Here is a 23,381-nt window from a genome sequence, read left to right as displayed (position 1 = left end):
ATCCCCACGGAGGACGACGATGCCCCACGCCGAAGACCGCGGAGCGGCCCCGGTCCGGCGGGACGCGCGGCGCAATCGCGAGCTGCTGACCGAGGCGGCCCGTGAGGTGTTCCGGGAGCAGGGTCTTGAGGCGCCGCTCGATGTCATCGCACGCCGGGCCGGGGTCGGCAACGCGACGCTGTACCGTCACTTCCCCACCCGCGTCGCGCTCGTGGACGCCGTCTTCCACGAGGCGCTGGCCGGCACGACGGCGGCGGGTGAGGAGGCCCGGCGGGCCGCCGACGCGTGGACGGGGCTGACCGCCTACCTCGACGCCGTCTTCACCGTCCTCGCCTCCGACCGCGGCACCAACGACCTCATGACCACGCCGCTCCGGGGCGTCGAGGCGCTGGAGGCCGTGCACGCGCACAACCGCCGCACCGTGGCGCTCCTCCTGGAGCGCGGCCGGGAGGAGGGCAGCGTGCGCCCGGACGTCACACCCGAGGACGTCCTGTTCGCCCTGGCCGCGCTCGGCCGCGCCGTCCCGGCCCTGACGTCCGCGACCACCGCCGACGCCTGGCGCCGCCCGCTCGCCCTGTTCCTCGACAGCCTGCGCGTCTCTCCCGCCGCCTCCCCGCTGCCCTCCCCCGCCCTCTCCGCCGCGCAACTCGGCGACGTCCTTGACGCGTTGGGCCCGCACTCCGTCTCGTAGCACGCCCGTCACCTCGTCAGTGAACCTCGTACGTGATCGAGTGCGTCCGGGGCGTTGACGTGTCCCTGGCGAGTGCGTAGAAACTGCCCTTACAACGATGTAAGACATCGCTGCGCACCCTTGGCACGCCTTCACGGATCCACCCGGCCGCGACCCGCGACACGAGGAGCTCCGATGCGCCATCACCCCGCCCCCACCCGTTCCCCGCTCCGCCGCAGACCGGCGCGTCACGCGCTCGGCATCCTGCTCTCCGCCCTGGCCCTGCTCCTGGGCGGCGTCACCGCCCTGGCGCCCGCCGCGCAGGCGGCGCCCACGGCCTGGACCCCGAAACCGGCGCCGATGACGACGCCGTGGACCGCCCAGGTCCCCCGCGACAATCCGCTCCCCGAATATCCGAGACCGCAGTTGACCAGGCCCGACTGGGCCAACCTCAACGGCATCTGGGACTTCGCCGTCACCTCGGCCAACGCCGGGCAGCCGGCGTCCTTCACCGAGCAGATCCGGGTCCCGTTCGTCGCGGAGTCCGCGCTCTCCGGCATCCAGCGCAAGATCACCCAAAACGACAAGCTCTGGTACAAGCGCACCTTCACCGTGCCGTCGAACTGGAACGGCCGCCGCGTCCAGCTCAACTTCGGCGCCAGCGACTGGCGTACGACGGTGTGGGTCAACGGACAGCAGGCGGGCGCCGTGCACAGCGGCGGCTACGACGCCTTCGGGTACGACATCACGCCACTGCTCAACGGCGGCACCAACACCCTCGTGGTCTCGGTCTTCGACCCGACCCAGACCGGCGGCCAGGCCGTCGGCAAGCAGCGCATCAACGACGTGACGCCGCACCCCGGCGGCGGCATCTTCTACACCGCCGCCTCCGGGATCTGGCAGACCGTGTGGCTGGAACCGACCGCCCCGGCGCACATCACCCGCCTCGACATGGTGCCGAACCTGTCCGACTCGACCCTGCGCGTCACCGTGCGCGGCGACGGGGTCGGCGGTCAGAGCGCACGCGTCACCGTCAGCGCGGGCGGCACGACGGTGGGCACGGCGACGGGCGCGGTCGGCTCGCAGTTGTCGGTGCGCGTCACCGACCCGCACCTGTGGTCGCCGGACGATCCGTTCCTGTACGACGTGCGGGCCGAGCTGGTCAGCGGCTCCACGGTGGTCGACTCCGTCGGCTCGTACGCCGGGATGCGGTCGATCGCGCGCGGCACGGTCGACGGCAAGCAGCGCCTCCTGCTCAACGGCCGGTTCGTCTTCCAGAGCGGCACCCTCGACCAGGGGTACTGGCCCGACGGCATCTACACCGCGCCCACCGACGACGCCCTCAAGTACGACCTTCAGAAGCACAAGGACCTCGGCTTCAACATGGTCCGCAAACACATCAAGGTCGAGCCGCAGCGCTGGTTCTACTGGGCCGACCGGCTCGGGCTCCTCGTCTGGCAGGACATGCCCGCGATGGACACCCGCACCCCGGACGCCGCCGCCCGCACCCAGTGGGAGGCCGAGTTCGACCAGATCATCGACGAGCACCGCAGCTCCCCGTCGCTCGTGATGTGGGTCGACGAGAACGAGGGCTGGGGCCAGTACGACCAGGCCCGCATCGCCGACAAGGTGAAGGCGGCCGACCCCTCGCGCCTCGTCGACAACATGAGCGGCGTCAACTGCTGCGGCGCTGTCGACGGCGGCAACGGTGACGTCGTCGACCACCACATCTACGTAGGACCGGGGGTGACCCGTCCGTCGGCCACGCGCGCCGCCGTCCTCGGCGAGTTCGGCGGGCTCGGCCTGCGGGTGGCGGGGCACGAGTGGTCGCCGGGCAACGGGTTCTCGTACGAGGACCAGGCCGACGCCGCGCATCTGGACAACCGGTTCATCGGCCTGATCGACGCGCTGCGCCTCCAGCAGATGCCGGCCGGGCTCTCCGCCTCGGTCTACACGGAGATCACGGACGTCGAGAACGAGGTCAACGGCCTCCTCACGTACGACCGTCAGGTCACCAAGGTCGACCAGGCGCGGGTCAAGGCGGCGAACCAGGCCCTGATCAGCGCCTCGAAGAGCCCGGCGGCGCCGGTCACGCTGCCCACCGGATACAGGTCGCTGCGGGCCACCACCCCCGGCTACACCGACCGCTACATCCGGCACAAGGACGCGCTCGCCTACACGGAGGTCGTCAACAGCGGCAGCGCCGACCTGCTGAAGAACGACGCGACCTGGCGCATCGTGCCGGGCCTCGCGGACAGCGCGTGCTACTCCTTCGAGTCCCGCAACTACCCGGGCGAGTACCTGCGCCACCGCGACTTCCGCGTGCACCGGGAGGCGGGTGACGGCTCGGCGCTGTTCCGCGCGGACGCCACGTTCTGCGCGGTGCCCGGGCAGGGCGGGGTGCGGCTGATGGCACAGAACTATCCGGGCCAGTACCTGCGCCACTACAACGCCGAGATCCGCCTGGCCGTGCCGGGCGGCTCGCGGGCCGCGGACAGCCCCTACCTGTTCACCGAGGACACGACGTGGGCGGTGGAGGCGCCCTGGGCACCCTGAAGTGAAGGCGGTGCGGCGGGTCCGCTGGCGCGGCGGACCCCCGCACCACAGGGTGGAGACGACAGCGACACCGAGCGAGGGAAGGTCGTGGACGCGGTGGCCGACGAGGGGATGCGCTGCCTGGTGACCGGGGCGAGCGGTTACATCGGCGGCCGGCTCGTGCCCGAACTGCTCGCGGCGGGCCACGAGGTGCGCTGCCTGGCCCGCACCCCGGCCAAGCTGCGCGACCACCCCTGGTCGAAGGATGTGGAGATCGTCCGCGGCGACGTGACCGACGCCGCCTCCGTGCGCGAGGCGATGACCGGCGTCGACGTCGCCTACTACCTGGTGCACGCCCTCGGCACCGGCGACGGCTTCGAGCGGACCGACCGCGAGGCCGCGCGGATCTTCGCCGAACAGGCCCGCGAGGCCGGGGTGCGGCGCATCGTCTACCTCGGCGGGCTGACCCCGGCGGGCGTCCCCGAGCACGAGCTCTCGCCGCACCTGCGCTCCCGCGCCGAGGTCGGGCACATCCTGCTCGCCTCCGGGGTGCCGACGACCGTCCTGCGAGCCGCCGTCATCATCGGCTCGGGCTCGGCGTCGTTCGAGATGCTGCGCTATCTGACCGAGCGCCTTCCCGTCATGGTGACGCCGAGCTGGGTGCGGACCCGGATCCAGCCGATCGCCGTGCGCGACGTGCTCCGTACGCTCGTCGGCAGCGCGACCATGCCGCCGGACGTCAACCGCGCCTTCGACATCGGCGGCCCCGACGTCCTCACCTACCGCGCCATGATGGTCCGCTACGCGGCCGAGGCGCGGCTGCCCAGACGGCTCCTGCTGCCCGTGCCCATGCTCTCCCCCGGCCTGTCGAGCCACTGGGTCGGCCTGGTGACGCCCGTGCCCGCGTCCATCGCCCGGCCGCTGTGCGAGTCGCTGCGCCACGAGGTCATCTGCGACGAGCACGACATCGCCCGGTACGTGCCGGACCCGCCGAACGGGCTCATCGGCTTCGACGAGGCCGTCACGCTCGCCCTGCGCCGCGTCCAGCAGGCGGCGGTCGCCACACGCTGGTCCTCGGCCTCCTACCCCGGGGCGCCCAGCGACCCGCTGCCCACCGACCCTGACTGGGCGGGCGGCTCCCTCTACACGGACGAGCGGGAGCGCGTCGTGGGCGCCGACGCGGGGCGGCTCTGGGACGTGGTCGAGGGCATCGGCGGCGAGCACGGCTGGTACTCCCTGCCGGTCGCCTGGTCCGTGCGCGGCTGGCTCGACCGGGCGATGGGCGGTGTGGGGCTGCGGCGCGGGCGGCGCGACGCGTCCCGGCTCCGCGTCGGCGACTCCCTGGACTTCTGGCGCGTCGAGGAGATCGAGCCCGGACGGCTGCTCCGGCTGCGCGCCGAGATGCGGCTGCCCGGCCTCGCCTGGCTGGAGCTGGCCGTGGAACCGCTCGGCGACGGGCGCTCCCGCTACCGGCAGCGCGCCCTGTTCCACCCGCACGGCCTGGCGGGGCAGGCGTACTGGTGGAGCGTGGCGCCCTTCCACGCGGTGGTCTTCGGCGGCATGGCCCGCAACATCGCCCGCGCCGCCGAACGGGCCCCCGGACGCTCCTGAGCCCCCGGTCCGCGCCTCAGGGAAAGTCGGACCCATCCGCGCGTGCCCCGGCTCCGTATTACCACCGCGCCCGTGACCGCACGGGGGCACGCACGCACGAAGAGCCCGGAGGTCTGCGAACGTGAAGGAAGCCGTCCACATCGGGCCGCCGCCAGAGGCGGGGCCCAGCCTCGAGGAGCTCATGGCCGAGGTGGCCAAGGGAGACAAGGACGCCTTCTCCTCGGTGTACGACGCCGTGGCGGGATCGGTGCTCGGCGTCGTGCGCGGCGTGCTGCGCGACCGCGCCCAGTCGGAGGAGGTCGCCCAGGAGGTGCTCGTCGAGGTGTGGGGCAACGCCGCCCGCTACCGCACCGACCGCGGCACGGTCGTCAACTGGGTGCTCACCCTCGCCCACCGCCGCGCCATCGACCGGGTCCGCTCCGTGGAGGCCGCCGCCGCGCGGGACCACAAGGCGGCGCTGCTCGCCCGCACCCCGGAGTTCGACGAGGTGACCGAGGCGGTGGAGACGCGCCTGGAGGCGGAGCAACTGCGGCGCTGCCTGCGGACGCTGACGGAACTCCAGCGCCAGTCCGTGTCGTTGGCGTACTACCGCGGTCTCACCTACAGCCAGGTCGCGGAACTTCTCTCCGTGCCGCTGGGTACGGTGAAGACACGACTTCGCGACGGATTGATCCGCCTGCGGGACTGCCTGGGGGTGAGCGCATGACCGGCGCGGATCTGCACACGCTGACCGGGGCGTACGCGCTGCACGCGCTCGACCCGGAGGAGGAGGCCGCGTTCGAGCGGCACCTCGACGCCTGCCCGGCCTGCGCCCAGGAGGTGCGGGAGCTGGCGGCGACGGCGGCCCGGCTCGGGAGCGCGGCGGCGGTCGTGCCGCCCGAGGGGTTCAAGGAGGCGGTCCTGCGGCGGATCGACGGCGTGCGTCAGGAGCCGCCGCGCACGGCCCCTCCGGCGAGCGTCCCGGCGGCCGTCCGGCGCGGCCGGCGGCTCACGCGGTGGGCGCTGGCCGCCTGTCTCGCGGCGGTCGCCGCGCTCGGCGGGACCACCATCTGGCAGCACCAGGAGGCCGAGGACGCCCGGCAGGCGGCGCGGGAGGCGCGGCGGGCCACGGACCAGGTGGCGGACGTCCTCGCGGCGCCCGACGCCAAGACCCGTACGGCACGTCTGGCGGGCGGCGCGAGCGGCACCGTCGTCGTGTCGCAGGAGCGGGACAAGGCCGTGTTCGTGGCGGCGTCCATGGAGCGTCCGCCGGGCGGCAAGGTCTACCAGTTGTGGTTCGACGACGGCGGCACGATGCGCTCGGCCGGTCTCATGGACCCCGGGCGCAGCGCGCAGAGTGTGCTCCTGGCGGGCCGGGTCGGCACGGCGACCGGCATGGGGATCACGGTGGAGCCGGCGGGCGGCTCGGAGCATCCGACGTCCGCCCCGGTGGCGCTGACGCCGCTGCCCGCGTGACCCGGCCGGCGGGACGCACCAATCCGAGCGGGCCGCGGGGACGGATTCCCGGACATGGACGACACCACACCTCAACCGCTCCCCCGGGCCACCCGTGTGTCGCTGGGGGCGCTGAGCGGTCTGCTCGCCGGGTACGCGGCGATCGCCGTCGCCGAACTGGCCGCCGCCGCCGTACGACCGCAGGCGGGGCCGGTCGTCGCGGTCGGCGGCGCGGCGATCGACCGGACGCCCCCGGCGGTCAAGGACTGGGCGATCCGCCGGTTCGGCACGGACGACAAGCTCGTGCTGCAACTGGGCATCCTCGCCGTGCTGACCCTGCTCGCCCTCGCCCTGGGCGTGGTCGCGACCCGGTGGCGGAGGGCCGGCGCGGCCGGGGTCCTCGCCTTCGGGGTCGTCGGCGCGTGGGCGGCGGTGACCCGGCCCGACTCGACGGGCCCCACGGACGCCCTGCCCTCCGCCGTCGGGGCGGTCGCCGGTGCCGCTCTCCTGTACTGGCTGGCCGGACGCCTGTCGACGCCACGGGGAGCGCCCGGCGAGCCGGGGTGGGACCGCCGCGGTTTCCTCCTCGCCGCGGCGGCGGCCGCCGTCGCCTCGACCGGCGTGGGCGCCGCGGGCCGGGCGCTCGGCGGGGCGCGCGGCCGGTCCGCCGTCGCCTCGCGCGACAGCGTCGTCCTGCCCGCCCCGGCCTCGGCGGCGGCGCCCGTCCCGCGCGGCGCGGCGTTGCGGATCGGCGGCGTCAGCCCGTTCCTGACCCCGAGCGGTGACTTCTACCGCGTCGACACCGCCCTGACCGTGCCGAAGGTCGACGCCGACACCTGGCGGCTGCGGATCCACGGCAAGGGCGTGACCCGTGAACGCACCCTCACCTTCGCCGAGTTGCTGCGGATGCCGCTCGTCGAGCGTGACATCACCCTCACCTGTGTCTCGAACGAGGTCGGTGGCCCCTACGTGGGCAACGCCCGCTGGATCGGCGTCCGCCTCGCCGATCTGCTCAGGCGGTGCGGGGTGCGCCCGCCGTCCGAGGGCGGCCCCGCCGACCAGCTCGTGGCCCGCTCCGTCGACGGCATGACCATCGGCAGCCCCGTCGACGACGTCATGGACGGCCGCGACGCGCTCCTCGCCGTCGGCATGAACGGGCAGCCCCTGCCGTTCGCGCACGGCTTCCCCGTCCGCATGGTCGTCCCCGGACTCTACGGATATGTGTCCGCCTGCAAATGGATCCAGGACATCGAGCTGACCACCTTCGACGCCTACGACGCGTACTGGGTCCGGCGGGACTGGGCGCGGCGGGCCCCCGTCAAGACCGAGTCGCGCATCGACACGCCCAAGCCCTTCGCCCGGCCGGGGTCCGGCACGGTCATGGTGGCGGGCGTGGCGTGGGCCCAGCACCGGGGCATCGACAAGGTCGAGGTGCGCGTCGACGACGGGCCGTGGGAAGAGGCGCGGCTGGCCGCCGAGGACACCCGGGACACCTGGCGCCAGTGGTCCTACGCCTGGCAGGCGACCAAGGGCGGCCACACGCTGACGGTCCGGGCCACCGACCGCACCGGTGAGACGCAGACGGAGCAGCGCGCCCCGACGATCCCCGACGGCGCCTCCGGGTGGCACTCGGTCGTCGTCACCGTCGACTGAACACGGCCCCGCCGCGCGCGCGTTGTCACCCGTCCGGAAATACGCGGAAGATCCACCAATCCGGGGGGCGGCCGGTTCCGGATTCCCCACGACGAAGGCAGATCGCCTTCGCGAACCAATTCGTTGCACCCACTCGTCGAGGAGTTGCCATGCGCACCCGAATCCGTCGCATCGCCGTAGCCGCCGCCGTCAGCGCCGTCCTGCCCCTGGCGCTGACCGCCTGCTCCGACGACGACTCCAAGGACAAGGCGTCGAACAGCGCTTCCGCGAGCTCCACCGAGGGCGCGGGCGCGGGATCGGACATGGCGAGCCCGTCCGAGTCCCCGGCGGCGATGTCCGAACCGTTCGGTCCGGCCTGTTCGTCGGTCCCGAAGGACGGGGCCGGCTCCTTCGACGGCATGGCGAAGGACCCGGTCGCCACGGCCGCCTCGCACAACCCCGCGCTGTCCACGCTGGTCTCCGCCGTCAAGAAGGCGGGCCTCGTCGACACCCTCAACAACGCGGAGGACATCACGGTCTTCGCGCCCACCAACGACGCCTTCGCCAAGATCCCGAAGGCCGACCTGGACAAGGTCCTGAACGACAAGGCCCTGCTCACCAAGGTCCTGACCTACCACGTGGTGGGCCAGCGGCTGACGCCGAAGGACCTGGAGAAGGGGTCGTTCGAGACGCTGGAGAAGTCGAGGCTGACCACGTCGGGCTCCGGCGAGTCCTACAAGGTCAACGACACGGCCAACGTGGTCTGCGGCAACGTGAAGACCGCCAACGCCAACGTCTACATCATCGACTCGGTGCTCATGCCCAAGAGCTGAGCCACTACGGCGTGAGCACGCTCACCCGCCCCCTCAGCTCGGCCGAGAACACGTCGGCGGCCTGCTCCAGGGCCGCGGCGGACGCGGGCGCGATGACCGTGCGGTCGCCCTCGACGGTGATGTCCTTGTCGAGGGTGAACCACCCGGGCACGATGTGCGCCGCGCCCATGGAGGACAGGACGGGGCGCAGCGCGTAGTCGATGGCCAGGACGTGCGCGGTGCTGCCGCCGGTGGCGAGCGGCAGCACCGTCTTCCCGGCGAGCGCGTATTGCGGGAGCAGATCGAGCAGCGCCTTGAGCAGCCCGCTGTAGGCGGCCTTGTAGACGGGCGTGCCGATGACGATCCCGTCGGCGCGGGCGAACCGCTCGGCGGCGTCGACGATCGCCGGGTGTCCGAAGTCGGCTCCGAGCAGCGCGTCGGCGGGCAGGTCACGGACGTCGAGCGCGCTCACGTCGTGGCCGCCGCCGACGAGCCGTGCGTCGATGTGGCGCAGGAGGCGGCCGGTGCGTGAGGTGGCTGACGGGCTTCCGGAGACGGAGAGGATGGCGGCCATGGGAGACCTTTCGGGTTCGGTGCGGCGTTCGGTCGGCCGGTGGGGCGGGGCGGGACCTACCAGGAGCTCGTCCGTACGGTGACGAGCGGTGCCGGCTCCCCGTCAGGGGCCCCGCGCAGCGCTTCGAGGAACGTGACGATCTCGGCGGCCACCGAGCGGTGCTGCTGGTCGTTGAGGACGTCGTGCCGGGCGCCGCGCACGGCGGCGAGGCGGGCGCGGGGCAGCCTCTTGGAGAGACCGGTGAGGGCGTCGTGGTCGGCGAGCGGATCGCCGTCGCCGACGAGCAGCAGGTGGGGCAGGCCGGAGGCGGTCGCGTGGGCCGCGTCGAGCAGGGAGTCCGGCACGGGCGCGCCGAGGGCGCCGCGCCGGACCTGCGCGTCGCCGGTGAGGACGCCGCGGTGCGTGGGGCACGTCGTGCGTACGTCCAGCTCCTCGTCCCAGGTGGCGGCGGTGGCGGCGGCACCGTTCCCGGGCAGCCCGGCGAGGACGAGCGCGTCGGGCCGCAGGCCCGGGACGTCTTCCTCGCGGCCGAACAGCGCGGCGAGCGCGGCGGCTCCCGTGTCGGCGCCGACGAGGACCAGCGGACGTACGGTGTCGCCCTCGGGCACGGCGGCGGCGATCCGTGCGCCGAGGGCGTCCAGCGCCGCGGGCAGGTCCTCGGCGGCCGGCTCCTCCGCGTCGACGACACGGACCCGGTAGGCGTCGGCGGCGAGGCGCTTGCCGAGCCGGTCGTAGGCGGCCCGGGTCTCGCCCCGGCCCGGCACCACGACGACGGTGCCCCGGGTGAGCAGCCCCTCGGGTGCGTGGTGGTCGGTGTACTGGCTCATGCGGGCTCTCCTGCGGTGACGGTGTGGCGGTTGGCGGGGATCGGCAGGCCGAGGTTGCCGCGCAGGGTGTCGGCCTCGTACGCGGTGCGGAACAGGTCGCGCTTCTGGAGGATCGGCACGACGCCGTCGACGAACAGCTCCAGCTCCTCCTCGGTGCGGAAGGCGAGGTTGATGCCGTCGAAGGTGCCGGCGTCGAACCACTCCTCGATGCGGTCGGCGACGGTCTCGGGCGCGCCGACGAACGGCGAGCGCCGGAACTCGGCGAGCGACTGCGCGACTTGACGGAGGGTCAGCCCCTCCTTCCTCGCCCGCTCGATGATCTTCGCGGCTCCGGTACGGCCGCCCTTCTCGGCGAGGTGCGCGACATCCGGGAACGGCGCGTCCAGGTCGTGCGCGCTGAAGTCGTACGCGCCGAAGGAGCGGCCGAGCAGCGCGAGGTGGCGGTCGAAGTCGTTGTCCTCCTCGAAGATCTCCCGCTCGCGGCGGCGCGCGGCCTCGTCGGTCGCCGCGACGACGGGGCCGCCGTGGATGAAGATCTTGATGTGCTCGGGGTCGCGGCCGTACGCGGCGGTGCGGCGCTTGATGTCGGCGTAGTACTCCCGCGCCTGCGGGAGCGGCCCGCCGGGCGCGTAGATGCCCTCGGCGACGCGCGCGGCGAGGTCGCGGCCCTCCTCGGAGACACCGGCCTGGAAGATCACCGGCTGGCCCTGCGGCGAGCGCGAGATGTTGAGCGGCCCGGCGACCTTGAAGTGCTCCCCCTCGTGGTCGAGCGCGTGCAGCTTGGCCGGGTCCAGGAACACGTTGCGCTCGACGTCGGCGGGGAAGGCGTCGTCCTCGTACGAGTCCCACAGCCCCTGCGCTACCTGCACGAACTCCAGGGCGCGGCCGTAGCGCGTCGCGTAGTCGAGGTGTTCGTCGAGGCCGTAGTTCTTCGAGGTCCCGGTGTCGAAGCTGGTGACGACGTTCCAGCCGGCCCGGCCGCCGCTGATGTGGTCGAGGGAGGCGAAGCGGCGGGCGAGGTTGAACGGTGAGTTGTACGTGGAGCTGGCGGTGCCGACGAGCCCGATGTGCCGGGTGTGCGTGGCGACGGCCGACAGGAGGGTGAGGGGTTCGAGCCGGTTGAGGTAGTGCGAGGGGTAGGTGGCGTTGATGAACTGGCTGTCGACGATGAACAGGGCGTCGAACAGCGCGTGTTCGGCCGCCTGCGCCTGACGTATGTAGTAGTTGATGTCGATGCTGGCGTTCTTGGCGACGCGCGGGTCCTTCCACAGCCCGTGCTGGCCGGGGCCGCCGACCCCGTACGGGTGCAGCGCGAGGTGGATCTTCTTGCGGGGCATCGGTGTTCCTGTCTTTGTGAGGGGCTACGTGTGCAGCAGGGCGCGGAGCGCGTCCCGTTCGGCGCGGTCGGCCGGGGCGCCGTGCAGCGTGGGCGCGGAGCCGAGCAGGAGGCGGGTGTACGGGTGCCGGGGCTCGTTGACGATGCGGTGGGCGGCGCCGGTCTCGACGAGTTCGCCCCGGTACAGGACGGCGATGCGGTCGGCGACCCCGGCGACGGAGCCGAGGTCGTGCGAGATGAGGAGGAGCGCCGTGCCCTCGGCGCGCAGCTCCTTGAGGATGTCGAGGATCTGGACGCGGTTGGCGGAGTCGAGGGCGCTGACCGGTTCGTCGAGGAGGACGAGGCGGGGCCGGGTGACCAGGGCCCGTGCCACGGCGACGCGTTGGCGCTGACCGCCCGACAGCTCGCCGGGCAGGCGGCCGAGCAGGTCCTCGGTGAGGCGCACCCGGTCCAGGAAGCTCCTCACTCGCTCCGCCGCCTCGGCGCGTGCCACGCCCCGTACGAGGAGGGGTTCGCTCAGCGAGTCCTCGACGGTGAGGTCCGGGTCGAGGCTGCGCAGCGGGTCCTGGAAGACGTACTGTACGACCCCGCTCCTGCGCAGCTCGCGCCATTGGTGGCGGCCGTAGGAGGTGACGTCCGCTCCCCCGACGGTGATCGAGCCGCGCGTCGCCGGGACCAGGCCGAGCACGGTACGGGCAAGGGTGGACTTTCCGGAGCCGGTCTCGCCGATGAGGCCGACGGTCTCGCCCGGCGCGACGCTCAGCGAGACGCCGTGCAGGGCCTGGCGGCGGCGTCGGCGGTGCCCGTAGTGCACGTCGAGGTCGGTGATCCGCAGCACCGGGTCCTGGGCCGTCTCGTCGGCGCTCACACGTCCTCCTTCGCTTCGGTGGCCGACGGCGTACGGAACGTGTCCAGGCCGTAGAGCTCGTGTTCGGCGATCAGCAGCCGGGTGTACGCGTGGCGCGGCGCGCGCAGGACGGTGCGGGTCGGTCCGGACTCGACGACCTCGCCCTGGCGCATGACGAGCACCTCGTCACAGAGCTGGGCGACGACGGCGAGGTCGTGCGAGACGACGACGAGCGCGAGCCCGTTCTCCGCGCGCAGGTCGGTGAGGAGGTCCAGGATCTCCGCCTGCACGGTGACGTCGAGCGCGGTCGTGGCCTCGTCGGCGATGAGGACGCGCGGCCGGGCGGCGATGGCGGCGGCGATGAGGACGCGTTGCAGCATGCCTCCGGAGAGTTCGTACGGGTACTGGCGGTGAACGAGTTCGGGGTCGCGCAGATGGACCGCGCGCAGCAGCTCGACGGCCCGCTCGCGGGCCTCGCGGCGCCCCAGCCCCAGCTTCACGCGCAGCACCTCGGCGAGTTGGGCGCCGACGCGGATCGAGGGGTTGAGGTAGGAGGCGGGGTCCTGGAAGACCGCGCTGATCGTGCTCCCCCGCAGCTCGGTCCACCGGTCCTGGGTGAGGGTGGTGATGTCGGTGCCCGCGATCTCGACCGAGCCGCCGGTGATCTCGAAGTGCGGGGGCAGGATGCCGAGGGCGGCGCGGCAGGTGAGGGTCTTGCCGCTGCCGGACTCGCCGACGATGCCGACGGTCTTGCCCGGCGTCAGCTCGAAGCTCACCCCGTGCACGATCTCGCGGCCGCCCGCGAGGTCGCTGATGCGCAGATCGCGCACGGAGAGCACGGCGGGCGGCGCCGGGTCGGACGAGGGCTGCGGTGGGGTCGCGGTGACCGGCTCCGCGAGGGTCTTCTGGGTCATCGGGCACCTCCGGCGGGGACGGGTTCGGCGGAGTCGGTGCGGTGGGCGCGGGCCTTGCGGCGGTTGACGAGGGCGCGCCCCGCCTCGCCGGAGACGTCGCGGATGGCGTCGGCGAGCAGGTTGGCCGCCCAGACCGTCACCATGATCAGCAGGGCGGGGGCGACGGGCGCCCACGGCTGGTGGCTGAGGTAGGCGAGGTCGGAGGCGAGCAGTCCGCCCCAGGTCGGGGCCGGTGGCTGGACGCCGATGCCGAGGAAGGTGAGGGAGGAGACGATGACGAAGCCGACGCCGATGGTCTGTGCGAGGGCGACCGCGAGCGGCGGCAGCACCTTCGTCCACACGTGGCGGCGGACGATCCAGCCGAGCGAGGCGCCGGAGATCAGCGCGGCCTCGACGTATTGCGAGCGGGCCACGGTGAGGGTCGCGGCGCGCGCCACCCGGTAGAACAGCGGCGAGACGAGGACGCCGGTGACGAGCATGGCCTGCGTGATGCCGTTGCCGAGCAGCGCGATCACGGCGACGGCGAACAGCAGGAACGGCAGGGCGACGAGCGTGTCGGTCAGTCGCAGGGTGAGCCACTCGAAGGCGCGGCCGAGGTAGACCGACAGGATGCCGGGGATCGCGCCCACGACCAGTGCGGTGACGGCGACTTCGAGGGAGCCGAGGACGCTGACGCGGGAGCCGTCGAGGAGGCGGCTGAACGTGTCGCGGCCCAGGTAGTCGGTGCCGAGCCAGTGCGCGGAGGAGGCGTCCGCCAGGGTGTGGGCGCTGGTGGCGAGCGGGTCCTGCGGGGCGAGCAGCGGGCCGAGGATCGCGAGCAGGGCGACGACGGCGAGGATGGTGACGGCGATCCGTCCGGAGGTCAGGCTGAGGACGCGGCGCACCACGGTTCACACTCCCCTCTGCGAGGCCGGGGTCACGCGGGCCAGGACGAGGTTGACGAGCAGGTTGAAGGTGACGACCAGGACGATCGACACGACGAGGACGCCCTGTACGGCGGGGACGTCCCCGGACTGGGCGGCGTCGTTGGCGAACCGCCCGAACCCTTGCAGGCCGAAGATCCACTCGGTGACGACGGAGGCGCCGACCAGGGCGGGGAACTTCAGTCCGAGCGTGGCGAGTGTCGGGCCGAGCCCGTTGCGCAGGACGTGGCCGAAGAAGATGCGGCGAGGACTGAGGCCACGGACGACGGCGCCGGTCACGTAGTTCTCGCTGTACGCGGCGATGAGGCTGGTCCGCAGCTGCCGGGCCACGTCCGCGACGACGTCGAAGCTGAGGGCGAGCGCGGGCAGGGTGATGTGGGCGAGCCACGGCCCGACACCCTGCCCGGCGGGCACGTACCCGGCCGACGGGAACAGGTGCAGTCCGACGGCGAACACGGCGACCAGGACGATGCCGACGACGAACGCGGGCATCACGGAGATGACGGTGACGAAGCCGGTGACGGCCCGGTCGATCCAGGTGGTGCGGCGCAGCGCGGCGAGGGTGCCGAGGGCGAAGCCGACGACGACCCCGATGAGGAGTGCGAACGTCGCGATGGACAGGCTGACGCCGAGTCCGACGCCGATGAGGGTGGAGATGTCGGCGCCGTTGGTCCAGCTGGTGCCCAGGTCACCGTGGAGGATGCCGTTGAACCAGTCCCCGTACTGGACGAGGAAGGGCCGGTCGAGCCCCCACTCGGCCTCGACGCGGGCCACGGCCCGCGGGGTCGCCTCCTCGCCGAGCTGGATGCGGGCCGGGCTGAGTCCGCTGAGCGAGCGCAGCGCGAACGTCACGAACGTGGCGACCAGGAAGACGGGGACGAAGAGGGCGACCGACCGGCCGAGGGCGGCGGCGACGCGGCCCACGGCGTGGCGGGTGCGGGAGCGGGCGGCCGTCACTTGGCGCCGCCGATGGTGACGCCGGTCCAGTCGATGTGGGCCGGGTTCGCGGGCAGCTTCGAGATGGCCTTGCTCTTGGCGATGAGGTTGGGCTGGGAGTACGTGAAGACGAGCGCCTTGCTCGCAAGTCCGGCCCGCGTCGCCGCCTGCAGGGTCTTGGCGTAGTCGGGCGAGTCGAGCGGTGTCCTGCGGACCTTGGCGATGGCGGCCTCGAAGCCGTCGGGCTCATAGGGCGAGGAGAGGTTGAGCGGTCCGTTCGGGCCGAAGTGGGCGGTGAGGGTCTGCGCGGCGGAGTCGCGGCCGGTGGTCGAGTACAGGGAGAAGGTGAGGTCCTTGGCGAAGAACGGGGTGGCCCAGTTCTTGTCGATCTTGATGTCGACGGTGATGCCGGCCTTCGCGAGCTGCGACTGGACGATCTCGGCCTGCGGGTCCTCGGCGGGGATGACGAGCTTCAGCTTGAGGGCGCCCGGCTTGTAGCCCGCTTCGGCGAGCAGCTTCTTCGCCTTCGCCACGTCGTGCGGGTAGGCGTTCTCCGACTGCGGGTCGTAGGCGATGTACCCCTTGGGGAAGGGCTGGTCGGTGGTCTCGCCGTAGCCGAAGGTGAGTTTGTCGACGAACTCCTGGCGGTCGACCGCGTAGCGGATCGCGTCGACGACCTTGTCGTTGTCGAACGGCTTCTTGTTGATGTTCAGGCTGATGTTGGAGGCGTTGAAGCCGGGCTGCACGAACACGTCGAGACCGGCCTTCTTCGCGGCGGACGCCTGACTCGGCTCGATGTCGGCGAAGTTGTAGACGCCGGTCTGGAGCCCGGAGATGACGGTGGCGGCGTCGGGCGCCGAAGTCAGTTCGACGCTGTCGATGTGGATGTTGTCGGCGTCCCAGTAGTCCGGGTTCTTCTTCAGGACCGCCTTGGTGCCGGGGACGATCTGGGTGACGGTGAAGGGCCCGGCGCCGACCGGGTTCTGGTCGAGCTTCGCCGGGGACTTCGCCGCCTTCGGGCTGGCGATCTGCAGCACCCGCTGCCCGAACAACTGCGGTATCTGGTAGTCGACCTGGTTCAGGTGGACGACGGCGTCGAGCCCCTTCGCCTCCACCGACTCGATCGAGGTCAGGTCGCCGAAGAGCGCGGAGTTCCGCTGCTTCTTGGCGCGCTCGATCGCGGCCTTCACCGCGGCGCCGTTCACCGGTTCACCGTCGCTGAAGTGCAGCCCGGGGCGCAGGTGGAAGGTGATCTCGTCGCCCTTGGCGTTGTACTCCCAGCTCTTGGCGAGGTCGGGCACCGCGTCGCCCTTCTCGTTCGTGCGTGTCAACGAGGCGTAGACGAGGGCGAGTTCGCGGAACTGGGCACCACTGCCGCCGACGACGGGGTCCCAGTGGGTCGGGAAGTAGGAGGACGTCCACTTCAGGGCGGAGCCCCCGCCCGCCGACGCGGCATCGCCGCCGCAGGCGCCGAGAGCCGGTACGAGGAGGGCGGCCAGGCCGGTCACGAGACCTGCGGTACGCAGCCGGGCGGCGGGGCGGACAAGGCCGGCGGGGCGACGGGGCGTGCGGCGTCCGGGCATGGTTCTCTTTCGTCGAGGGCCCGCGCGAGGGCGCGGGCGGGCGGCGGCACCCCGGGGACCGGCACGGACGCGGACCGGCGTGCACGGGCGTGCGGGCACGGCGGAGCGGGGCCTGAGCGTCAGCGGGTCACGGGATGAGACCTGAGTACGGGGATCACTGCGAAGTGGGGAACACGGCGGCGCGGGGAGAAGTGCGCTCGGCCGGGAAGTCGCGCGGGCAGCGCGGAGGCGAGGGACTCGGTCGGTCAGCGACAGAGGGCGCTACAGGTGCGCCGCAGGTCCACGTAGCGGCACACCACACCGGGGTGCGTCGTGAGCATGTGCCACATCCTGGGGCCGGTCATCGGCCCGTGTCAATGGACACCAAAAGGTGTCTCATTCGGCGGACGGACTCTCCTCGCTGGTCACGGGCGCGCTCAGCGGCTAGGAGCGGGGCCTGTTGTCCGGCAGGTACCACAGCGGACCGCCCGCCGTGTCGTACCGCAGCGCCCCGGGCGGCGGCCACGGCCCGGTCGTCAGCACCTCGGCCTCGGGCCCCGTGAGGCTCGTGTAGCGCCGCAGCGCCTCGGCCGCCGGCAGTCTCGGCGTGGCCTCCGGCAGCAGGCCGGGGCACAGCTCCTCGACGGCCGCCGCGTACTCCTCGTACGGCCGCCAGCCGGGTACGAGCCGATGGCCGCCCGGCGCACGGAACAGCAACGTCGGCATGGCGTAACGGAGTTGACCGTCGTGTGTCTCCTTGGCCGCGCCCGGGTGCGGCGAGTCGGCGTCGGCCCGGAGCGCCTCGGGGACCGGTCTGCGTGTCTCGGCCCAGTCGGCCCGCACGCGGTCTCGTACGGCGTCGGACTCGGCGTCGGCCCGCAGCCGGTCCGCGTCGAGGACCGGCAGCACCTCGACGGCGGACATGGCACTGTCGAGCGAGGCGGGCGGACGGCCGTGCAGGAACATCACCTCGCGCAGGCGCCGCAGCACCCGGTCGGCGACGTGGCTGCCCTGCTCCTCCGCCGCCTTGGCCACGCGGGACGCCTCCCAGGAACTCGCGGGGAGCGCGTGCACGAGGGCCGGGCGAGGCGCCTTCGTGTGGCCGCTGACCTGCTCGACGTAGCGTGTGAACCAGGCCGCCTCCGCCGCCGGGTCGGGCGGCTCGTCGTCGCCCTCGTCGAACAGGATGCCGTAGACGCGGCGCCAGCGGGCCCGTCCGTCGAGCGCCGCCCGCAGCCGACGGAACGTGGGCTCCGAACCCCACGCCCACGGACAGAACGGGTCGGTGTACTCGACGACTTCGAGGTCCCCCGCGCCGGGCGGGGCCGTCACGCCGCGCTCCGGTCCGGCCGGGGTTCGCCGGACTCGGCCGGGAGCAGCGAGGCGAGGGTGACCCCGGCCAGGACCGCCGACGCGTCGGCCTCGATGCGGCGGTACACGTCGGGCAGACCGGCGGCGGCGCCCGGGTAGTCCAGGCCGTCCAGCGGCTCGCCGCGCAGGGTGAGCAGGTCGCCGTCGACGGCGCGCACCACGTCGAGGAGCGTGATCTCCCCGGCGCGGCGGCCCAGCCAGTAGCCGCCCTCGCAGCCGCGCTGGCTGCGCACGAGCCCGGCCTTGCGCAACTCGCCCACCACGGACTTCAGGAAACGGAACGGGACCCCCTGCGCGGAGGCGATGGCCTCACAGGTCAGCGGGTGTTCGGGGGCGCGGGCCAGCTCCAGGAGCGCCCGCGTGGCGTAGTCCGCCTTCGCGGAGATGTGCATGCGCCCATCATGCCCCGACCGTCAACCCGGCACGGGCGTTCTTCCCTTTGTTGCGGGAACATTGCCGCAGGTGAGAGCCAATGGACACCTCTTGACATCCTTTTCGCAGGCGCTCTAGCGTCCCGGCCATGAGCGATCCGCTGACCACGCCCGGCGAGGGCTTCCACCCTCATCTCCATGACGCTCCGGACGCCTCGGCGGCCCCGCTGCGGAGCCGACTGCACCATATCCGGGCCGACGCGCTGGACGGCGACACCGCGCAGACGGGCGGGATGCGCCGGTTCGCCGCCGTCAGCGGGCGGGCCGTGGGCTCGGAGAAGCTGTGGATGGGGCAGACGCACGTCGCCCCGGCGACCTCTTCCTCCGACCACCACCACGGGGAGTCCGAGACCGCCATCTATGTGGTCAGCGGGCACCCGGAGTTCGTGTTCCTGGAGGACACGGGCGAGGGTGAGCGGGAGATCCGGCTGCGCACCTCGCCGGGCGACTACATCTTCGTACCGCCGTACGTGCCGCACCGTGAGGAGAACCCGGACCCGGCCGAGGAGGCCGTCGTCGTCATCGCGCGCAGCACACAGGAAGCGATCGTGGTGAACCTTCCCAAGTTGCACGCGCTGCCGCCCCAGGACGGCTGAGGCAGGGCCGTACAGCGCCCGGTTTCTCACTCCTTCGGCCCCGTGAAGGCCGCCCCCGGCGGGCGCGCGTCCCCCGTCCGGCCGACGCTCTCCATACGGCACGACTGCAATCGACGTAGGTGAGGGTGGTGGCCATGGCCATGCGCACGCGGGCGTTGGCGTCCGAGTTCCTGGGAACGCTGCTGCTGGTCTTCTTCGCCGTGGGGTGCGCGGTCCTGGGGGTCGAGTTCATCGGCACCCTCGGCATCGCGCTCGCCTTCGGCTTCGTCCTGCTCGCCCTCGCCTACGCGCTGGGGCCGGTCTCCGGGTGCCACGTCAATCCGGCGGTGACGCTCGGGATGCTGTGCGCCCGCCGCATCGACGTGGCGACCGCGATCGGCTACTGGATCGCGCAGTTCGTCGGCGGCATCGCCGGGGCGGCGCTGCTGTTCCTGCTCGCCAAGCAGGTGCCCGGCTTCCAGGCCGACGGCGCCTTCGGCAGCAACGGCTACGGGGACCGGTCCGCGGTGCACATCAACACCGGCGGCGCCTTCCTCGCCGAGGTCGTCCTCACCTTCCTCCTCGTGTTCGTGGTGCTCGGAGTGACGCACCGGGTCGCGGTCGTCGGCTTCGACGGCCTGCCGATCGGGATCGCCCTCGCCGTCATCCACCTCATCGGCATCCCGCTGACCGGCACGTCGGTGAACCCGGCGCGCAGCCTCGGCCCGGCGCTGTTCGCCGGTGGCTCCGCGCTGTCGCAGCTGTGGCTGTTCATCGTCGCGCCCCTGGTCGGCGGCCTGCTCGCGGCGCTCGTCCACCGGGTGACGCACCCGGCGGGCGAGGAGCGCACGATCGCCGACGAGGTGTCGGCGGCCTGAGAGCCTGTCTTTGAACCCCCGTCGTCCGCGCGAAGCGCGGGCGCAGCGGCGGTCGGTGCGTGCGATTGGGGGTCCCCCCGGCCGGAGGCTGGGGGAGTGCGGAGGCGCAGGTCATGTGGCGGAGCCACCTGTCCTGGGACTCCGTGCGGCGAGCGTGCGTGCCGGGCGTCGGGGCGCAGGCGGGGGTTCAAAGACAGGCTCTGAGGGCGCGTCAGTCCAGCAGGTCGGCCACCATCGCGGCGAACTCGTCGGGGGTGGCGAGGCGGACGCCCAGGGACTCGGCCTTGGCGCGCTTGGAGCCGGCGCCCTCGCCCGCGACGACGAGGCTGGTGTTCTTCGAGACGCTGCCCGAGGACTTGCCGCCGGCCCGCTCGATCAGCTCGTTCATCTGGTTGCGGGAGAGCTCCGCGAGGGGGCCGGTCATCGCTCCGGTGACGACGACCTTCATCCCCGCCAGTGGGCCCGCGACCTCGTCGGACTCCGTCTCCCCGGGCGGCGGGGGCGGGGTGGCGCCCGGTTCGGTCATGGTGAGCCCGGCGGCGGCGAGCCGGTCGATCTGCTCGCTCAGCTCGGCGAGTTCGGCGACGATGACCGGCGCCTTCTCCGGGCCGATCCCGTCGACCCGCTGCATCGCCTCCGCGTCCGCGGCTCTGATGAGGTCCATGGTGGCGAAGTGCCGGGCGATCCGCCGTGACATGGAGCGTCCCGTGCCGCGGATGCCGAGCGCGCACAGGACCCGGGAGAGCGGCTGCCGCTTGGCGGCCTCCAGGGCGGCCATCAGATTGTCGGTGCTCGTCTCCCCCATGCGGTCCAGGGCGAGCAACTGCTCGCGCGTCAGGCGGTCGAAGAGATCGGGCAGGCTCTCCACCAGGCCCGCCTCGACGAGTTGCACCACGCGTGTGTGGCCGAGGCCCTCGATGTCGAGCTGGTCGCGCCCGGCCGCGTAGCTGATCGAGGCGACGAGGTAGCAGTTGCGGCCGCGCTCGCACCGCCAGCGCTGCTCGCTCGTGTCGATCCCGGAGCCGCACTGCGGGCACGTGGCGGGGAAGGCGATCTCCTGCTCCTCGCCCGTGCGCAGATGGGCGACCGGGGCCTCGATGCGGGGGATGATGTCGCCCGCCTTGTAGACCATGACATGGTCGCCGAGGCGCAGGTCGCGGCGGGTGATGTCGGCGGGGTTGTGCAGGGTGGCGTAGGTGACGGTGGAACCGTCGATCTCCACGGGTTCGAGCACCGCGCGCGGGGCGATGATGCCGGTACGCCCCACGTTCCACTCCACGCCGAGCAGCTTGGTGATCTTCTCGACGGCGGGGAGCTTGAAGGCGACGGCCCAGCGCGGCGCCCGCGTGCCCGTGCCCGCGGCCCGCTGGTCGGCGGCGAGGTCGGCCTTGACGACGATGCCGTCGATGCCGAAGGGCAGCTCGGCGCGGAGCGCGGCGATCTCCTTCACGCGCGCGAGGACCTCCTCGACGGTGGGGACGACGACGCCCGCGACGCGCGTACTCGCGGGCGTGTTGACGCCCCAGGCGGCCGCGCGGTCCATGAGCGCGCCGTGCGCCGCCTCGGTCAGCTCCGTGGTGAGCGCCTCGCCGGTGCCGGGCAGCGGGAGCAGGCCGTAGGCGAAGAACGTCATCTCGACGGTGTAGGCGCGGTCCTTGGCGCGCAGGGTGCCCGCCGCCGCGTTGCGCGGATTGGCGAACGGGGCGCCGCCGTGCTCGGTGCGTACCTGGTTGGCGTGCTCGAACTGGGCGGTCGTCATCAGGACCTCGCCGCGCACCTCGACCGTGACCGGTTCGGCGAGCTCGGCGGGCAGGCCCACGACGGTGCCAATGGCGTGCGAGACGTCCTCGCCCGCGCTGCCGTCGCCCCGGGTGATCAGCCGGGCCAGGCGGCCGTCCTCGTAGCGGGCGGCGATGGCGAGCCCGTCGAGCTTGGGCTGCACGTTCCAGGACGCCACCTCGCGGCCGATGCGGCGCTCCACGGACGCCGTCCAGGCGGTGAACTCCTCGTCCGAGAACACGTTGTCCAGGCTCAGCATGGGCACCGTGTGCGGGACGTCCCCCTCGACCGCGCCGCCCGCGACCTTCCCCGAGGGCGAGTCGGGCAGCACCTGGTCCGGGTGGGCCTCCTCGTACGCCGTGATGGCGCGCACGAGCCGGTCGTACGCGTCGTCGTCCAGGCGCGAGGTGCCGCCCTCGTAGTACGCGGCGGCGGCCGCCCTGGCCTCCTCGACGGCCTGGGCGTACGCGGCGGCGTCCGGGAGCTCGGCGGGTGCGGGCAGCGCGGAAGGAACGGCAGAAGTCGTCGTCATGCCCTTCATCCTGCCGCCCACCACTGACAATCCCGTCGTGGACGCTACGGTGACGGGCGCTCCCGCACATGATCACGACAGGAACGGACGCCGCCCGCCATGCACGAGATCACCGTCACGCGCGATGTTCCCTACACCGGCACCGCCGAGGGCCCTCGGCAACGCCTCGACGTCTACCGGCCCGCCACGGACGGGCCGGTCCCTGTGGTGGTGCTGTGGCACGGGCTGGGCCCGGACGAGAAGGACGTGATGGGCCCGCTCGCCGAGCGGATCGCGCGCGAGGGGCTGCTCGTGCTCGTGCCCGGCTGGCGCTCCGACGCGGCGGACAGCGGCCGCTCCCACCTCCTCGCGTCCCTCGCCCACGCGCGGGAGCACGCCGCCGCCCTGGGCGGTGACCCGGGGCGCGTCGTCCTGGCCGGCTGGTCGGCCGGGGCCGGGGCCGCCGTCGGCGTCGCCCTGCACCCGGAAGCGGCGGCGGGGTGGCGGCCCGCCGCCGTGGTCGCCCTGGCGGGCCGCTACGACGTGCCCGCCCGCACCACCGGCCGCCCGCCCCTCGACAGCCTCACCGGGGCCACCGCTCCCCCGGTGCCGGTGCGGCTCGTGCACGGCGGCGCCGACGAGCAGGTCCCGGCCGAGCGCTCGCGGGAGCTGCTGGCCCTGCTCCGCGAGCGGCGGTGGGACGCCGAGCTGACCGTCCTCGCGGACACGGACCACGCGGGCGTGATCATGGCCGCGTACGACCCGGCGCTCGGCACGTGCGTCCCGTCCGGCTCCCCCGCCGCCACGCGCGCGGGGGACCACGTCGCGGCTCTCTGCGCGATTACTGTCCGTAGTTCGGACCGGCTGGTGTGACGACGATCGAACGGGGGTAGGACGGATCAGGGCGTGATCCGATCTTGGGAGAGCGTCCGGACCATCCAAGCCCGCCCGAGCCGGGCGTAAGCAGAAGGACAGCAGTATGGCCAGCGGCACCGTGAAGTGGTTCAACTCCGAAAAGGGCTTCGGCTTCATCGAGCAGAGCGGGGGCGGCCCCGACGTGTTCGCCCACTACAGCAACATCTCCGGCAACGGCTACCGTGAGCTGGTCGAGGGCGAGACGGTCACCTTCGACATCACGCAGGGCCAGAAGGGCCCGCAGGCGGAGAACATCATCCGCGGCTGAGCCACCACGGCGTGACGCGCACAGCGGGGCGGGACGGCTT

The 23,381-nt window shown here is 72.9% G+C and carries 22 protein-coding genes; 11 read left to right on the top strand and 11 right to left on the bottom strand.

The annotated features are described in order from the left end of the window. Positions 1 to 19 precede the first annotated feature (19 nt). From ABZ877_RS00740 to ABZ877_RS00710, 7 genes are all read left to right on the top strand, one after another. A complete protein-coding gene (locus ABZ877_RS00740; RefSeq protein ID WP_361062000.1) occupies positions 20 to 691 on the top strand; it encodes a TetR family transcriptional regulator in 672 nt (223 codons plus the stop codon). Positions 692 to 865: 174 nt separating this feature from the next. Beyond that, on the top strand, positions 866 to 3,226 hold the full coding sequence (locus ABZ877_RS00735) for an AbfB domain-containing protein (protein ID WP_361061997.1): 2,361 nt from the start codon (positions 866 to 868) through the stop codon (positions 3,224 to 3,226). 111 nt (positions 3,227 to 3,337) lie between these two features. Continuing rightward, positions 3,338 to 4,816 carry an SDR family oxidoreductase gene (locus ABZ877_RS00730; RefSeq protein ID WP_361062841.1) on the top strand — a complete coding sequence of 493 codons (1,479 nt, stop codon included), beginning with the start codon at positions 3,338 to 3,340 and terminating at the stop codon, positions 4,814 to 4,816. 121 nt (positions 4,817 to 4,937) lie between these two features. Further along, entirely contained in the window at positions 4,938 to 5,522 is a 585-nt protein-coding gene (gene sigK / locus ABZ877_RS00725) for an ECF RNA polymerase sigma factor SigK (RefSeq protein WP_361061994.1), read from the top strand. Continuing rightward, positions 5,519 to 6,271 carry an anti-sigma factor gene (locus ABZ877_RS00720; RefSeq protein ID WP_361061991.1) on the top strand — a complete coding sequence of 251 codons (753 nt, stop codon included), beginning with the start codon at positions 5,519 to 5,521 and terminating at the stop codon, positions 6,269 to 6,271. The genes sigK and ABZ877_RS00720 overlap by 4 nt, the downstream gene beginning before the upstream one ends. 54 nt (positions 6,272 to 6,325) lie before the next feature. Then, positions 6,326 to 7,903 carry a molybdopterin-dependent oxidoreductase gene (locus ABZ877_RS00715; RefSeq protein WP_361061988.1) on the top strand — a complete coding sequence of 526 codons (1,578 nt, stop codon included), beginning with the start codon at positions 6,326 to 6,328 and terminating at the stop codon, positions 7,901 to 7,903. Between the two features lie 149 nt (positions 7,904 to 8,052). Continuing rightward, positions 8,053 to 8,715, top strand: coding sequence for a fasciclin domain-containing protein (locus ABZ877_RS00710; protein WP_361061985.1), 663 nt, complete (start codon positions 8,053 to 8,055; stop codon positions 8,713 to 8,715). Positions 8,716 to 8,719: 4 nt separating this feature from the next. On the opposite strand, the gene ssuE is transcribed toward ABZ877_RS00710, so the two are convergent. From ssuE to ABZ877_RS00660, 10 genes are all read right to left on the bottom strand, one after another. Then, complete coding sequence (ssuE, locus tag ABZ877_RS00705) at positions 8,720 to 9,268, bottom strand: NADPH-dependent FMN reductase (RefSeq protein WP_361061982.1); 549 nt, start codon at positions 9,266 to 9,268, stop codon at positions 8,720 to 8,722. A gap of 56 nt (positions 9,269 to 9,324) precedes the next feature. After that, the gene (locus ABZ877_RS00700) at positions 9,325 to 10,095 is read right to left on the bottom strand and encodes an alpha/beta hydrolase (RefSeq protein ID WP_361061979.1); all 771 of its coding nucleotides are present in this window, start codon (positions 10,093 to 10,095) and stop codon (positions 9,325 to 9,327) included. Further along, entirely contained in the window at positions 10,092 to 11,432 is a 1,341-nt protein-coding gene (locus ABZ877_RS00695) for an LLM class flavin-dependent oxidoreductase (RefSeq protein WP_361061976.1), read from the bottom strand. The genes ABZ877_RS00700 and ABZ877_RS00695 overlap by 4 nt, the downstream gene beginning before the upstream one ends. 24 nt (positions 11,433 to 11,456) lie before the next feature. After that, positions 11,457 to 12,299: an ABC transporter ATP-binding protein gene (locus tag ABZ877_RS00690; RefSeq protein ID WP_361061974.1), complete on the bottom strand. Its 843-nt coding sequence runs from the start codon at positions 12,297 to 12,299 to the stop codon at positions 11,457 to 11,459. After that, entirely contained in the window at positions 12,296 to 13,192 is an 897-nt protein-coding gene (locus ABZ877_RS00685) for an ABC transporter ATP-binding protein (protein ID WP_361061971.1), read from the bottom strand. The genes ABZ877_RS00690 and ABZ877_RS00685 overlap by 4 nt, the downstream gene beginning before the upstream one ends. Then, on the bottom strand, positions 13,189 to 14,079 hold the full coding sequence (locus ABZ877_RS00680; RefSeq protein ID WP_361061967.1) for an ABC transporter permease: 891 nt from the start codon (positions 14,077 to 14,079) through the stop codon (positions 13,189 to 13,191). The genes ABZ877_RS00685 and ABZ877_RS00680 overlap by 4 nt, the downstream gene beginning before the upstream one ends. A gap of 3 nt (positions 14,080 to 14,082) precedes the next feature. Next, positions 14,083 to 15,072: an ABC transporter permease gene (locus tag ABZ877_RS00675; RefSeq protein ID WP_361061964.1), complete on the bottom strand. Its 990-nt coding sequence runs from the start codon at positions 15,070 to 15,072 to the stop codon at positions 14,083 to 14,085. Beyond that, a complete protein-coding gene (locus ABZ877_RS00670) occupies positions 15,069 to 16,634 on the bottom strand; it encodes an ABC transporter substrate-binding protein (protein WP_361061961.1) in 1,566 nt (521 codons plus the stop codon). Before ABZ877_RS00670 ends, ABZ877_RS00675 begins: the two co-directional genes overlap by 4 nt. Before the next feature lie 423 nt (positions 16,635 to 17,057). Further along, a complete protein-coding gene (locus tag ABZ877_RS00665) occupies positions 17,058 to 17,945 on the bottom strand; it encodes a DsbA family protein (RefSeq protein ID WP_361061958.1) in 888 nt (295 codons plus the stop codon). After that, complete coding sequence (locus ABZ877_RS00660) at positions 17,942 to 18,376, bottom strand: Rrf2 family transcriptional regulator (protein WP_361061955.1); 435 nt, start codon at positions 18,374 to 18,376, stop codon at positions 17,942 to 17,944. Before ABZ877_RS00660 ends, ABZ877_RS00665 begins: the two co-directional genes overlap by 4 nt. A 128-nt stretch (positions 18,377 to 18,504) precedes the next feature. On the opposite strand from ABZ877_RS00660, the gene ABZ877_RS00655 reads away from it, so the two are divergent. Continuing rightward, entirely contained in the window at positions 18,505 to 19,011 is a 507-nt protein-coding gene (locus tag ABZ877_RS00655; RefSeq protein ID WP_361061952.1) for a cupin domain-containing protein, read from the top strand. Positions 19,012 to 19,151: 140 nt separating this feature from the next. Continuing rightward, positions 19,152 to 19,868 carry an MIP family channel protein gene (locus tag ABZ877_RS00650; protein ID WP_361062838.1) on the top strand — a complete coding sequence of 239 codons (717 nt, stop codon included), beginning with the start codon at positions 19,152 to 19,154 and terminating at the stop codon, positions 19,866 to 19,868. Between the two features lie 211 nt (positions 19,869 to 20,079). Here the strand turns inward: ABZ877_RS00650 and ligA are convergent, their stop codons facing one another. Next, positions 20,080 to 22,179: an NAD-dependent DNA ligase LigA gene (gene ligA, locus ABZ877_RS00645; RefSeq protein ID WP_361061949.1), complete on the bottom strand. Its 2,100-nt coding sequence runs from the start codon at positions 22,177 to 22,179 to the stop codon at positions 20,080 to 20,082. Between the two features lie 99 nt (positions 22,180 to 22,278). On the opposite strand from ligA, the gene ABZ877_RS00640 reads away from it, so the two are divergent. After that, positions 22,279 to 23,031, top strand: coding sequence for an alpha/beta hydrolase fold domain-containing protein (locus ABZ877_RS00640; protein ID WP_361061946.1), 753 nt, complete (start codon positions 22,279 to 22,281; stop codon positions 23,029 to 23,031). Between the two features lie 106 nt (positions 23,032 to 23,137). Then, positions 23,138 to 23,341, top strand: coding sequence for a cold-shock protein (locus ABZ877_RS00635; RefSeq protein WP_361061943.1), 204 nt, complete (start codon positions 23,138 to 23,140; stop codon positions 23,339 to 23,341). Positions 23,342 to 23,381 lie beyond the last annotated feature (40 nt).

This window comes from Streptomyces sp. NPDC046939, assembly GCF_040644575.1.
Lineage (GTDB): Bacteria > Actinomycetota > Actinomycetes > Streptomycetales > Streptomycetaceae > Streptomyces.
The sequence above is the reverse complement of the archived record's forward strand: the minus strand, read 5'-3'. Positions and strand labels throughout refer to the sequence as shown.